General features: G+C 61.1%; 14 protein-coding genes and 1 pseudogene. 2 read left to right on the forward strand and 13 right to left on the reverse strand.

Annotation, left to right across the window (positions count from 1 at the left end):
- Positions 1 to 180: 180 nt before the first annotated feature.
- The 4 genes from RSB01_RS09745 to gyrA form a co-directional block, all read right to left on the reverse strand.
- On the reverse strand, positions 181 to 1,023 hold the full coding sequence (locus RSB01_RS09745) for a peptidylprolyl isomerase (protein ID WP_332590341.1): 843 nt from the start codon (positions 1,021 to 1,023) through the stop codon (positions 181 to 183).
- A gap of 34 nt (positions 1,024 to 1,057) precedes the next feature.
- Positions 1,058 to 1,543, reverse strand: a complete 486-nt coding sequence (gene coaD, locus RSB01_RS09750) for a pantetheine-phosphate adenylyltransferase (protein ID WP_332590342.1) — start codon at positions 1,541 to 1,543, stop codon at positions 1,058 to 1,060.
- Positions 1,544 to 1,656: 113 nt separating this feature from the next.
- Positions 1,657 to 2,460 carry an aminotransferase class IV gene (locus tag RSB01_RS09755; RefSeq protein ID WP_332590343.1) on the reverse strand — a complete coding sequence of 268 codons (804 nt, stop codon included), beginning with the start codon at positions 2,458 to 2,460 and terminating at the stop codon, positions 1,657 to 1,659.
- Positions 2,461 to 2,467: 7 nt separating this feature from the next.
- The gene (gene gyrA / locus RSB01_RS09760) at positions 2,468 to 5,272 is read right to left on the reverse strand and encodes a DNA gyrase subunit A (protein WP_332625381.1); all 2,805 of its coding nucleotides are present in this window, start codon (positions 5,270 to 5,272) and stop codon (positions 2,468 to 2,470) included.
- Between the two features lie 122 nt (positions 5,273 to 5,394).
- On the opposite strand from gyrA, the gene RSB01_RS09765 reads away from it, so the two are divergent.
- Positions 5,395 to 5,979 (forward strand): superoxide dismutase family protein, encoded by a 585-nt coding sequence (locus RSB01_RS09765; RefSeq protein ID WP_332625383.1) that lies wholly within the window; start codon positions 5,395 to 5,397, stop codon positions 5,977 to 5,979.
- A gap of 72 nt (positions 5,980 to 6,051) precedes the next feature.
- Here the strand turns inward: RSB01_RS09765 and RSB01_RS09770 are convergent, their stop codons facing one another.
- Entirely contained in the window at positions 6,052 to 6,939 is an 888-nt protein-coding gene (locus RSB01_RS09770) for a DMT family transporter (RefSeq protein ID WP_332625384.1), read from the reverse strand.
- A 154-nt stretch (positions 6,940 to 7,093) separates the two neighbouring features.
- On the opposite strand from RSB01_RS09770, the gene RSB01_RS09775 reads away from it, so the two are divergent.
- The gene (locus RSB01_RS09775) at positions 7,094 to 7,678 is read left to right on the forward strand and encodes a nucleoside 2-deoxyribosyltransferase domain-containing protein (protein WP_332620495.1); all 585 of its coding nucleotides are present in this window, start codon (positions 7,094 to 7,096) and stop codon (positions 7,676 to 7,678) included.
- A 22-nt stretch (positions 7,679 to 7,700) separates the two neighbouring features.
- Here the strand turns inward: RSB01_RS09775 and RSB01_RS09780 are convergent, their stop codons facing one another.
- From RSB01_RS09780 to RSB01_RS09815, 8 genes and pseudogenes are all read right to left on the reverse strand, one after another.
- Positions 7,701 to 8,165 carry a DUF2269 domain-containing protein gene (locus tag RSB01_RS09780; RefSeq protein WP_332591643.1) on the reverse strand — a complete coding sequence of 155 codons (465 nt, stop codon included), beginning with the start codon at positions 8,163 to 8,165 and terminating at the stop codon, positions 7,701 to 7,703.
- A 1-nt stretch (position 8,166) separates the two neighbouring features.
- The gene (locus RSB01_RS09785; RefSeq protein ID WP_332591644.1) at positions 8,167 to 8,523 is read right to left on the reverse strand and encodes a DoxX-like family protein; all 357 of its coding nucleotides are present in this window, start codon (positions 8,521 to 8,523) and stop codon (positions 8,167 to 8,169) included.
- 18 nt (positions 8,524 to 8,541) lie between these two features.
- Entirely contained in the window at positions 8,542 to 9,468 is a 927-nt protein-coding gene (locus RSB01_RS09790; RefSeq protein WP_332591645.1) for an NAD(P)H-binding protein, read from the reverse strand.
- A gap of 19 nt (positions 9,469 to 9,487) precedes the next feature.
- A complete protein-coding gene (locus tag RSB01_RS09795; protein WP_332625385.1) occupies positions 9,488 to 9,937 on the reverse strand; it encodes a DCC1-like thiol-disulfide oxidoreductase family protein in 450 nt (149 codons plus the stop codon).
- Between the two features lie 12 nt (positions 9,938 to 9,949).
- Positions 9,950 to 10,450 (reverse strand): single-stranded DNA-binding protein, encoded by a 501-nt coding sequence (gene ssb, locus RSB01_RS09800; RefSeq protein ID WP_167177059.1) that lies wholly within the window; start codon positions 10,448 to 10,450, stop codon positions 9,950 to 9,952.
- Positions 10,451 to 10,543: 93 nt separating this feature from the next.
- Positions 10,544 to 10,978 (reverse strand): hypothetical protein, encoded by a 435-nt coding sequence (locus RSB01_RS09805; protein WP_332591647.1) that lies wholly within the window; start codon positions 10,976 to 10,978, stop codon positions 10,544 to 10,546.
- On the reverse strand, positions 10,978 to 11,640 hold the full coding sequence (locus RSB01_RS09810; RefSeq protein ID WP_332620026.1) for a hypothetical protein: 663 nt from the start codon (positions 11,638 to 11,640) through the stop codon (positions 10,978 to 10,980). The genes RSB01_RS09805 and RSB01_RS09810 overlap by 1 nt, the downstream gene beginning before the upstream one ends.
- A 73-nt stretch (positions 11,641 to 11,713) precedes the next feature.
- A pseudogene (locus RSB01_RS09815) lies at positions 11,714 to 12,681 on the reverse strand (transcriptional regulator); the annotation flags it as partial.

Consider the following 12,681-nt stretch of genomic DNA (forward strand, 5'->3'; position numbering starts at 1 on the left):
CGTCCCTTGGTCGTGTCGATAACCAACAGGTTTTCCGGCGCAATGGCCTCGTAATCGCTATCGGGCCCAACCGGAGACGCGATGGCGGGAGAGAAACCGAAACTGGCCACAAGGGCTGCGGCTACTAGGTTTACCGGTTTCATCATCCCGCCTTTTCTATTGTTTTTATTACGGATTTATTCAGCCGTTATCGATCTGGACCGGCACCTGAATATCGCATGCCGTAAAGGCGTTGCCTTTGGCGTTGCGCGCCGTATCGACAGCCGCGTTAAACGGCGCACCACCGGCCACAGCCACGCGCACCCGGGGACGCTCGGCCTCCGGCAGTTGCGATGCCAGACGCACGCGCGTCATCACATCGGCCCCCTCGCCAACAGCACCGTCAGCCGCTTCGGAGCCCGCTTTCAGCGACTTAACCACATCCAGACCCGACAGCACGCGCCCAAAGGCCGTATAGTTACCGTTCAGCGTGTCGGCATTACCCGTGGTCAGATAGAACTGGCTGTTGGCGCTGTCCGGTTGACCCGCGCGAGCCATACCGGCTGTGCCCGCGCAGAACAGCGGCGTGGCCCAGACCTTCATATCGGCATTGATCATCATCTGGGCGTCAGGCTGGGTCGAGACCACAACCGAACCTACAGTACCGACATGGCCCGGTCCGCCATTCGCAACCGGCACATAGCCCGTATCGCGGCCACGGCGGAAGCTGAACTCGGCGGCGATATCGGGCAGTTCACTGCCCCCCTCGCCTGTCCCCTTGGGATCCCCGGTTTGCGCCATAAAATTTGGAATGACGCGGTGGAATTTCAGCCCGTCATAGAAGTTCTGGTTCGTCAGGGTACGGATGCGCTCGATATGGTTCGGCGCAATACGGGGTTCCAGTTCGACCAGAACCCGCCCCTTGGACGTATCGATAACCCACAGATTTTCGGGGGCAACCGTGCGCCAATCCGCCGAAGGCGTGGATTGGGACGCGTTTTGGGCTTGGGCAGCACCGGCCAGAAGGGCGGTGGCTGCGCTCATGCAAATCAGCAGGTTTTTCATGGTTTACAGTGTTTCAGCGCTTACTGACCTTGTCGAGTACCGCAGCGGCAATCGACGGACTGACGAAACTTTCGATATTGCCATTCAGCATGGCGATTTCTTTGACCAGTCGCGATGCGATGGCCTGGTGGCGCGGGTCGGCCATCAGGAAGACGGTTTCGATTTCGCTGTTCAGGCGCTGGTTCATCGCCGTCATCTGGAACTCGTATTCAAAGTCGGCCACAGCCCGCAGACCGCGCACGATACAGGTCGCCTCGACCTCTTCGGCAAAGTGCATCAGCAGGCTGGAGAACGGGCGTACTTCGATCGCATCACCGAATCGTGCGACCTCGTAACGCAGCATCTCGACGCGCTCGGAGGTCGAGAATAACGGTCCCTTGGCATCGTTCTGCGCCACACCGATCACCAGCTTGTCGACCAGTTTGACCGCACGCCCGATGATGTCGAGGTGGCCATTGGTGACCGGATCGAAAGTACCTGGATAAAGTCCGATACGCATAGGCTATCTCAAGCCTCCCCAACTCTAAGTCCGTATTGCTTAGCAGGTGCAAAAAGAGGGGAATAGCGCAAATGGCTTCGCCTCACAGCCGAATATGACATTGCCCGCCCGTATTACAGCGGTTGCAAAACCTGTCGCGTCCATGCGTCGCGGATGAGCGCCAGCACCGGATGGTCCGCATCGAACCCGTATCCGTCGATAGCAGAAATAGAGGCCGCGGGCGTTGCCGCGTTGCACAAGAACGCCGCTTCAAACCGGCTGATATCCCTTAACAGTACCGTCTCATAGCTTTGGGCAATGCCCGCCTGCGACAAGCCCTGTGCGATCAGGCGACGGGTGACACCATCAAGAATATCGCCCGTGGGCCAGACCACGGCATCCTCGCAAACCAGTCCGATATTCCAGACTGTACCCTCCAGCACCTGCCCCGAAGGCGTGACCAGAAGGGCGTCGTCAAATCCGTCCATGCGGGCCTTGCGACGGGCATGGATGATGCCGGTCGTGCCCAGATGTTTGAGATGGGCCAGTTCGCGTTGATGCGGGACAGCACTGATCCTCTGACCATCGGCCAGAGCCTGTGCCGGAGCCGACACCCACAGACCGACCACAACATCGCCAGCCTGTTCAGGCGTGCGGATCGACAGATCCGGTGCCGTCAGGGTGACGCGGACCCATGCCTCGTCCACCGCTTCAAGAGCGATACGCAAGCTATTCAGAATGTTTGATTTACTGATCTGTTGGCCAAACAGTTCCTGCCCCGAGGCGATCAACCGCTTCAGATGCAGATCCAGTCCGCGCACCCCGCCCGCCTGATAGGAAAACGAGGTCAGCGCACCATAATTGACCATGGCCATGCGGCGCAGATCGGCCGCAGATGCAATATGGCCGTCGATCCACAATTGCGGTTCGACGGCCATTTTAGTCTTAGTCTTCCGAAGCGGTCGGCGTTTCGGCGATCTCGGTGGCTTCACCTTCGATCACGCCCTCGCCTTCGATTTCGACTTCGGTATCGTCCTCGTCCGAACCCGGCAGGCGTTCGACCGAAACCACGGTCTCGTCCTTGCTGGTGCGGAAGATCATCACGCCCTGCGACGAACGGCCGACAATGCGGACCTGATCGACAGGGGTGCGGATCATCTGGCCTGCATCGGTGACCAGCAGCAGGTCATCGCTGTCCAGAACCGGGAAGGCCGCAGCCAGACGCTTGCCGGCACGACCGCCAAGGCCGTGTGCGGTCAGACCCTGACCACCGCGACCGGTGCGGCGATACTCATAGGCGGAGGAGCGTTTGCCCAGACCGTTTTCACTGACCGTCAGGATGAACTGCTCGGTTGCGGCCAGTTGCTCGATGCGTTCCGGCGTCAGGATGGCGTCATCACCACCTTCATCCTCGGCCTCGACAGCAACAACCTCTTCGTCGCCCTCGCCCGCAGCGGCCCGACGGGCAGCATTGGCGTGTTTGACATAGGCGGCGCGTTCTTCCGGCGTCGCATCTACACGGCCCAGAACGGCCATGGAGATCACTTCGTCGCCGTCTTGCAAACGGATACCGCGAACGCCGGTCGAGTCACGCCCCTTGAAGACACGCACATCGTCCGCCTTGAAGCGGATAGCGCGGCCCAGTGCCGTGGTCAGCAGAATGTCGTCTTCGGCATTACAGATAGCGACGCCGACCATGTGGTCATCGTCTTCCAGCTTCATGGCGATCTTGCCCGCGCGGTTCACCGTGGCAAAATCGCTGAGCTTGTTACGACGCACATCGCCCGACTTGGTGGCGAACATGATGTCGTAATCACCCCATGTTGCCTCGTCTTCCGGCAGAGGCAGCACATTCATGATGCTGTCGCCCGGCTCGATCGGCAGCAGGTTCACAAAGGCCTTGCCCTTGGACTGCGGCGTGCCCAGCGGCAGACGCCACGTCTTGAGCTTGTAGGCCTTGCCGTTGGTGGCAAAGAACAGAACCGGCGTGTGGGTCGAGGCCGAGAAGACGCCGGTGATGGCATCTTCATCCTTCATCGACATGGCCGAACGGCCTTTGCCGCCGCGATGCTGGGTACGATAGGCGTTCAGCGCCACGCGCTTCACGTAGCCGGTATGGGTGACGGTCACGACCATGTCCTCACGCGGGATCAGGTCTTCGTCTTCCATCTCGTGATCGCCCTCGCCGATAACGGTGCGGCGCGGAACAGCGAACTGCTCCTTAACGGTCAGCAGGTCTGCGCGGATGATGGCCAGAACATTCTTGCGGTCCGACAGGATTTCGAGGTGACCCGAAATCGTACCGGCCAGCGTATTGGCTTCACCAAAGATATCGTCACGGCCCAGACCCGTCAGGCGCGACAGGGTCAGCGCCAGAATAGCCTTGGCCTGTTCGTCGGTCAGGCGGATCAGACCGCCCTCGACCAGAACCGTACGCGGGTCGGCAATCAGATCGACCAGAGCCATCATATCGCCAACCGGCCAAGCCTTGGCCTGCAGGCGCTCGCGCGCTTCGGACGGATCGACCGACGAGCGGATGATGTGGATGACTTCGTCGATATTGGCGACAGCAACCGCCAGACCGACCAAGACGTGACCACGGTCACGCGCCTTGTTCAGTTCGAACTTCACGCGGCGGACAATCACTTCCTCGCGGAATTCGAGGAACAGTTCCAGCAGCTTGCGCAGGCCCATCTGTTCGGGACGGCCATGGTTCAGCGCCAGCATGTTGACGCCGAACGACGATTGCAGCGCCGTATAGCGGTAAAGCTGGTTCAAGATCACGTCGCCTGAAGCGTCACGCTTCAGCTCGATGACCATGCGCATGCCCAGACGGTCGGATTCGTCGCGGACGTCCGAAATGCCTTCGAGGCGCTTTTCGCGCACCATCTCGGCAATACGCTCGATCAGGGTTTGCTTGTTAACCTGGAAAGGCAGCTCGGTGATGACGATGGCATCACGGTCCTTGCGGATTTCCTCGATCGACGCCTTACCGCGCACGATGACCGATCCACGGCCGTCACGCAGGGCGTTACGCGGCGCGGTGCGGCCCATGATCTCGCCACCGGTCGGGAAGTCCGGCCCCGGAACGATGTCCAGCAGCGCCTCGTCCGACACGTCGGGATTGTCCAGCAGGACAACGGCAGCATCAATGACTTCGCCAAGGTTATGCGGCGGGATATTGGTCGCCATACCTACGGCGATACCACCGGCACCATTGACCAGCAGGTTCGGAATCCGGCTCGGCAGTACGACCGGTTCATGTTCTTTTTCGTCGTAGTTCGGCTGGAAATCGACAGTGTCTTTGTCGATATCGGCCAGCATCGCCACGGCGGCATGGGTCATCTTGGCTTCGGTATAACGCATCGAAGCGGGCATATCGCCGTCGACCGAACCAAAATTGCCCTGACCGTCAACCAGCGTCAGGCCCATGGAGAAGTCCTGGGCCATACGGACCAGTGCCATGTAAACCGAGCTATCACCGTGCGGGTGGAAGCGACCCAGCACGTCACCGACCACACGCGCGCACTTGGAGTACGAACGCTCGGGTGTCATGTTCAGGTCATGCATCGAATACAGGATGCGGCGGTGAACAGGCTTGAGACCATCGCGCGCATCAGGCAGAGCGCGGCTGACGATCACGCTCATGGCGTAGTCAAGATACGAGCGTTTCAGCTCGTTTTCGATGGTGATCGTTGCAATATCGCCGGACGTCGAAGGGGCGGCGTTTTGGTAACTATCGTCGGTCAAGGAAATCAGGCTTTAAATGGCCGGAATCGGAACGTGATCCGCTAGGGTCGGTTCTAGCACTAGGGGGGCGTCGTGGCAAAAGAACATGCCGCTCCAAATCCGTACTTTCTGGAGGCAATATCATGCGTAAAACAACCACAGCCCTTCTTGTCGGTAGCGCGGCCGCTCTCGTCATCAGCTGCACCGCTGTCGCCGCCGAACAGGCATCGCACACGGCCCACCAGAACGCGCCCGCAGCCGCCGCGTCGGGCTATAATGTCCACCTGTTCAACAACGAAGGCGCTGCCGCCGGTACGGTCACGCTGAAGCAAGGCCCGAACGGTCTGCTGATGGTCGTCGAGGCCACCGGCCTGACCCCGGGCTGGCACGGTATCCACCTGCATGAAACCGGCCAGTGCGAAGCCGCCTTTACGTCTGCCGGTGCCCATATCAACCACCCCGAAGCCAAGGTACCGCACGGCCTGATGAATGCCGACGGCCCCGATGATGGCGATCTGCCCAATATTTTTGCCAATGCTGACGGCACGGCCAAAGCCGAGATTTTCACCACCCGCGCGCGTCTGTCGGGTGACGGTCAGGCACAGGACCTGCTGGACAATGACGGCTCGGCCATCATCATCCACGCCAATGCCGACGACCATTCCAGCCAACCTATCGGCGGTGCCGGTGCGCGTGTGGCCTGTGGCGCGATCCATCTGATGCACTAAGGCGTAACGCCTTTGAAAAAGGGCGCAGCGGCTTTGGCCACTGCGCCCTTTTTTTATGCCGCGTGCGGACCTTTAGCGCGCCGCGCCGTATCGCAATCCGCGCTCGGCCAGAGACACCACCACCACACCGGTCAGGGTCAGCACCGCCCCTGTGATGATCTGCGGGGTCAGCATGTCATTCATAAACAGCCAGCCCATCAGCACCGACACCACTGTCGAGCCCAGCAGATAGGGCGTAACCCGCCCTGCCTCGCGCCTCTGCACCAGCCAGAACAACATGCTGGTGGCCAGGACCGAAGACAGCAGCCCCGCCCAGACGACCGATGCCCAGACCACCGGAGGGGCGGCCATAGCCCCTTCGATCTGGCCCTTCTCGAACATGAACGAGCCAAACGCCATGGCCGGAAACGCGGTCAGGGCCAAAATGCCCTGCATCTTCAAAGGCGGCACCGAGGCCGTGCGGCGTGCAATCACCGTCACCAAGGCCCAGACCGCAGCCCCCAATGTACCAAATACAATCGCTTCCCAGTCACGAAGCGCATGGGGGTCAGCCGTCATCCATGCCACGCCGACAAAGGCGATCAGCAGGCCGACGATCCCCGGCCAACGCACCTTTTCGCCCAGTAGAAGGAAGGCAAACAGGGTCGTAAAGGGTATCCACATCTGGGTTGCGACCGATACCGGACTGACATCGTGCGCCAATGAAAACGCGTAATAGATCAAGCCGTAATGGATCGGACCGCCCAGAACGGCAATCAGCATCAACGCCTTCCAGTTCGGGAATGGCGGTCGCACAAACGGCACCAGACACACTGCAGCCACGCCAAAGCGCATGGCGGCGACCATCATGGGCGGCATATACTCGGTCGCCAGTTTGGCGGCTGCGTTATTGACGCCCCAGATGATAACGATGGCCACAATGGCCCCGATTTCCAACGGTGTGAGCTTTTGATCCAACATGGTGATCTGGCCATGCCATAGGTAAAGACGTTTGGCTTCTCACGAAGCTTGTCTCCGTGTTTCGGCCGACCAAAGCCGCGCGCTATGACAGGTGTAAAATCTGGCGGCTTGCATGTATGTGGGGCGGCTAAACTATCCAGTCGAGAGTTCCCCCATGGCCACCGCCCGTCCCCAAATGTTCCGGATTTTCGCTGCTCTCGGTGCGGCGGCCTGTATCGGCACGATGGCGAGCGCGGCCAATGCCGGTCCTCTGCACGTCACCTCGCCTGCCCCGCTGCCGCTGGATAACCACATGCCGCGCGTCTTTATGGGTGGCAGCATCGATATGGGTGGTGCGCCCGACTGGCAGGCCGCCATGACCCGCGCCCTGTCGGATATGGATGTGGTGATCTTGAACCCGCGCCGTCCCGACTGGAACCCTGCATGGCGTCCCGAAGCCGACGAGCCGGAGTTCCGCCGTCAGGTGGAATGGGAACTGGCCGCTCTCGAAGCCAGCGACGTCATCGTCATGTATTTCGCACCGGGAACCCAAAGCCCCATCAGCCTGCTGGAAATGGGCCTGCATGCCCGCAGCGGCAAGCTGATCGTGCTGGCCCCCGACGGTTTCTGGCGCAAGGGTAATGTGGACATCACCGCCGAGGCCTATGGCGTGCGTCAGGTGTCCAATATGGAAGAACTGACCGCCGCCGTCCGCGAAGCCTTGAGCGAAGCCGCCGCCGAAGGCCGCTTTAACCGTTAAAAGACTGGTCTAGAACACTGGCCTAGAACACTGGCTTGGCGACCATCAGCCAGTAGATGCCGATCACACCGGCAAAGGCGGGCCAGCCAAGGATGAACCACGTCCGGAACAGGCTGAAATAGCGCGGCGGTAAAGGCTCGCCCTGCGCCTGCGCATGCTTGGCCATTTTCGCCAACTCCATCTGGATCCACACCACCGGCAACCAGCAAACGCCGATCAGCACATACAGGGCATAGGCCGCCAGCAACCACGGCTCGGTCAGGCTGTAGCCCTGAAGGTGGATCAGGCCCAGCCCGCTGATCGGCTGGACCACCACTGCGGTCGCCGTAAACACGAAATCGGCCAGCACCACGATCGAACCCACCGCTGCCATCGTGGCGACATTGCGGGTCATGTGGGCGCGCAACATGAAGAAGGCGATCCCCGCCCCTGTGCCGAACAATACGGCACCGGACAGGATGTGGATGATCTTCAGCCACTCATACATATCAGCGCCTCGCCTCCGTTCCGGCCACAAACAGGCACAGCGCCATCATCGGCAGCACTTTAAGCCACGGCCCCAGCGGGCTCAGCCAGTAGTGCGGTAACAAGATCGTCGCGGCGATCAGATATCCGATAGTGGCAAGGAACATGAAGACCGCCACCCGCGACGTCCATGGCCGCACAAACAGCATCAACCCCAGAACTACATCCAGCAGAGCGCCGAACCACACAATCGGCCACGCAAAGCGGGCCGCGCTTGTCTCGCGGATGATGGCCAAGGACTGCTCCCAACCGGCGGTATAGCTGACCACGCCGGTCAGCAGCCAGAACAGGCCCAGCACCACGATGGCGATGGGTCGCACACCCCACAGGCGGGCATGTCAGACATCCTGAACCGAGGCCGGATTTTCCGACAGGAAGCGCCGGAAACTGCGGGCGTCCACACCCAGACGGTTGGCCCAGTCGCTGTCAGCGCCCGACGCGCCATAATCCAGTTGCTTCATCGCCGTGCTGCGCAGTGGCGACGGCCAGCCCAGCCGCCCCAGCACATCGCCGACCATGATTGCAGGGGCTGCCATCCAGCGCGGCACCCGCAATACAGGGGCCTCGGCAAAGCCCAGCCAGCCGCGATAAAGCGAAAGGGTTTCCACCATGGTCACAGTTTCGGGGCCGGTAATGTCCAGCGCCTCACGCTTGATGCTGCGATCGGACACCAGTTTGACCACCGCCGCCGACAGATCGGTCAAGGCCACGGGCTTGAACAACTGCTCGCCGCCCACCACCGGCATCACCAGCGGCATGGCAGACAGAGCGCGGATAAAGCCGGTGCCACCAAAGGCTGCGCGATCCACCACCAGCGATGGCCGCAGGATTACCCAGTCCAGCTTGGAAGCCGACACCATGGCCTCGGTTTCGGCCTTGGAGGAGGCATACAGGGTGCCCGCCCCTTCATCGGCTCCGACCGCCGAGACGTGGATCAGGCGCGCCATGCCCGCCGCTTCGCAGGCGGCGATCAGGGCGCGCGGTCCGTCGATATGGGCGATGCGGTTGCTGTCCTTGCCACCGTCCTGAAGCACGCCGACGCAGTTCACCACCGCATCAACACCGGCCAGCAAGCCCTGCCAGTCATCGGCATGGGTCAGGTTGAAGAAATCCGCCTTCACCCATTCAAAATGCGGGGCCCGACGCGAACTTGAGCGCGTATCACGCGCCCCTGCCCGCACCTGATACCCCGCCGCCGACAAAGCCGCCGCCACGCGCGAGCCGATAAAGCCATTGGCCCCGAGGACCAGAACACGTCCGCCCATATTATCCCCCCACCGGTTTCTACCCCAGAATCCGGTCCTTCATATCTACGCCTTGCGGTGGCATGGCGCACCATGTCTTGCCCTTAAGCCTGCGCCGGTTTCGCGCCACGAAACGATAGGCTGCATCGCGTATCGGTCTCGGCACCCCATAGCCGATAACGCCCAACCGGTATGGGAACGGCAGATGCCGCGCCAGATGCAGCACCGCGTCCGACATTCCCATCGCCTGCCCGTCCTCGATCACCAGCATGCTGGCCGGATCATCAGGGTTCAGGCCGTAATGGACCAGCAAGGCACGTCCCAGATCACTCTGCGTCGGTAACAAACAAAAACGCGGACCGTGCTTGAGCAGGGTCCGCGCCGAATACGAGCAGAGAGCACAATCGCCATCAAATAAGACCACCGGCCGGTCGTCCGAAAAGGACGGCACGGCGGGATCGTGGCGATAGCTATAGGCTCCATGCCTCATGTTCTTTTTCGATTAGAACGGAATGTCGTCGTTCAGGTCATAGCTTTCCTTCGGACCCGACGGACGGTTGGCACCGCCGGTCGAGAAGCCCGACGAATAGTCGTCATCATTGCGACCGCCACCTTGGCCACCGCCATAACCACCGCCCGAGCCACCATCCGAACGGCCGCCCAGCATGGTCAGGGTGCCGTTGAAGCGTTGCAGCACGATTTCGGTCGAGTATTTCTCGACGCCCTGCGCATCCGTGTATTTACGGGTTTGCAGCGAGCCTTCGATATAAACCGTCGAGCCCTTTTTCAGATACTGCTCGGCCACCTTGACGATGTTCTCGTTGAAGATGACCACCGAGTGCCACTCGGTCTTTTCCTTGCGCTCGCCCGAGGCCTTGTCGCGCCAGGTTTCCGAGGTCGCGATGCGCAGGTTGGCGACGCGGTCGCCCGAGTTCAGGGTGCGGATTTCCGGATCGCGGCCCAGATTGCCGACCAGAATAACCTTGTTGACGCTGCCCGCCATGACCGATGTCCTTTTATTATTGCCCGCCGGTCTGCCCAGCAGCGACGGGTATGTTCCATTTATGTTCCGATTTCACAACCGGAAAATCTATTCTTACGGGGCGATTGCGATGGGCCGTCCGTCGATCTCGCGCTGAATGGCACCGGGTATAGCGAGTCGGCCATCCCCCGTGCGCGTCAGAGCGAAAAATCGTGGTCCGGTCAGCGAGGTGCTCATCTTAACGCCCTGTCGGTCGATGAAGATAAACCGCCCCTGATACGAGCCCACCATATCGTTATTGGAGCCGCCCATACGCAGGAATTTGATCCGCAACTCTTCCAGACGCGCCGCACAGAATTCGATCTGCGGCTGGTCGCGCGCCACCACATTAAAGCGCAGACCGCCCTTCTGGGTCGCGTCCTTGCCGACATGGTAGCAAACGCCCTCGTCCATCGGGGCCTCGACCTCGGTGGACGAACAAGCCGACAGGCCAAGACCTGCTGCTCCGAGCATCCCCACCATCAAAGCGGTCTTATAGACTGGGCGCATCAGAGCCTCGGAAACTGGCATTGGCGGTTTTGATCCGCATAGGTGCGGAAGGTGGCATTATCCGACGAAACTTCAACCCGGCGCGGGACCAGACGCAAGGTCGTATCGTTCCAGCGGCCATACTGGGCCTCGCCCGGCGTGCGGATGCAGGTGCCCGAATACAGCGCCTTGACGCACTCGGCCTGACTCATGCCTTGCCCGACCTGACGCCATTCGGAACCGACGTGGCGCAGGCACTGACCGTCTACAGGCGCGGCCGATTGCGGGGCTTGTTGTGCGGGGGCTGCCGGATTGGTGACGACCACCTTGGGTTCTTCGACCGGAATTTGCGGCGGAGGCGTAAAGGAAGCCGCCGCCAGCGCACCGGTCGCGTCCAGACCCACATCCAGTGTTCCGGTCGCCACGCCATTGCGCTGGGCGCAGCTGGCCAGCGTAGCCATGCCGACAAACTGTCCACCGACATAGCAGCGCAACTCGCGCGTTGGCTCCAGTACAGGAGCCTCGGCCAGATCGATTTTCAGCCCGCCCTCGGCGGCTGCCGGCACATTGTCGGGGTCATTGGGATTGCCCGCACCGAAGAACATTGCAGCCGCCACGGCGGCCACAACGGCCACACCTGCGCCCACAATAACCATTGTGCGGGTATCTTTTGGAAAAGCCATACGGGTCTCTACGCCATCAATGGCTTCAATAGCCCTGTCCTAGCCACTCGCGTCAACTGTGGCTGTGCAGAACTCAGCCGCCCAGTCGTGCCAAAGCTGCCTGATAGTTGGCAATCTGGCTCTGCATATAGGGCGACGGCGCGCCGACCGGTCCCTTATTGGCGTTCAGCATGGTCGGGCTCATGGCGCGATAGGCCTCGCGCACACTACGCAGAGCCGATTGCACGAAATCACGCGCCTGAATGACGGAATCGGCATTGAGCAGGTTCAAACTGGCCGGCAGTTCAAGACCGATCGTCTTGCGCTTGTCACTGCCCTTGCCGACATAGCCAGCCGTCAGGCCAAGACCCGCCAGCGCATCGCGGCCAGTCTCGCCCGAAGAAATCAGTGCGCCCTTGCGGCCGTCGGCATTGGTCAGGGTCAGGTACTGGCCGCCCCCTTGCAGGACACGGCTGTCGCCTTCGGTCGCGGGGCCTTCGCCGCGATTGGTCGAGACAGTGACCTTCAGATTGCGTCCCGATGCCGTTTCGATCTTGGTCGCCAGGGTTTGCAAGGTGTCGCGGGCGTCAATCGTCACGGCGGTTTTGCGGTTCGTATTGGGGTTGGTGACATAGAAACGGTCACCGGCCCGCAAGCCTGTGGAATCCACCAGCTTTTGCGATACATCCTGAACCAGTTCACCACTGGGCAGGCCCAGCTTGTCCAGCACGCTGGAGCCGTTGCTGGTCACAGCCAGTGCCAGCGGTTTGGCCTGTTGCTTGTCACCGGTCCATGTGCGGTTCCAGTCCACAGCGCCGGTCGTCGCGTCGATACGCGCCAGATAGGCAATGGAGGGGTCTGTATCCTTGGCAGTGCGGGCGCGATCCCATGTTCCGGTCAGCCAGACCTCGCCGTCCACGATCTTGACGTCTGCTGCCGTGTCATCGCCTGCGGTACCGTAATAGGTCAGGCGGTCATCGCCCGAAGCCTGAAGATCCATCGACAGATTGGCGACAAAGGCGTCCGATCCACCGGCATGGGCACGGGTGACGGTATCGATAT

Source organism: Brevundimonas sp., from assembly GCF_036659295.1.
In the GTDB taxonomy this organism is placed as follows: domain Bacteria; phylum Pseudomonadota; class Alphaproteobacteria; order Caulobacterales; family Caulobacteraceae; genus Brevundimonas.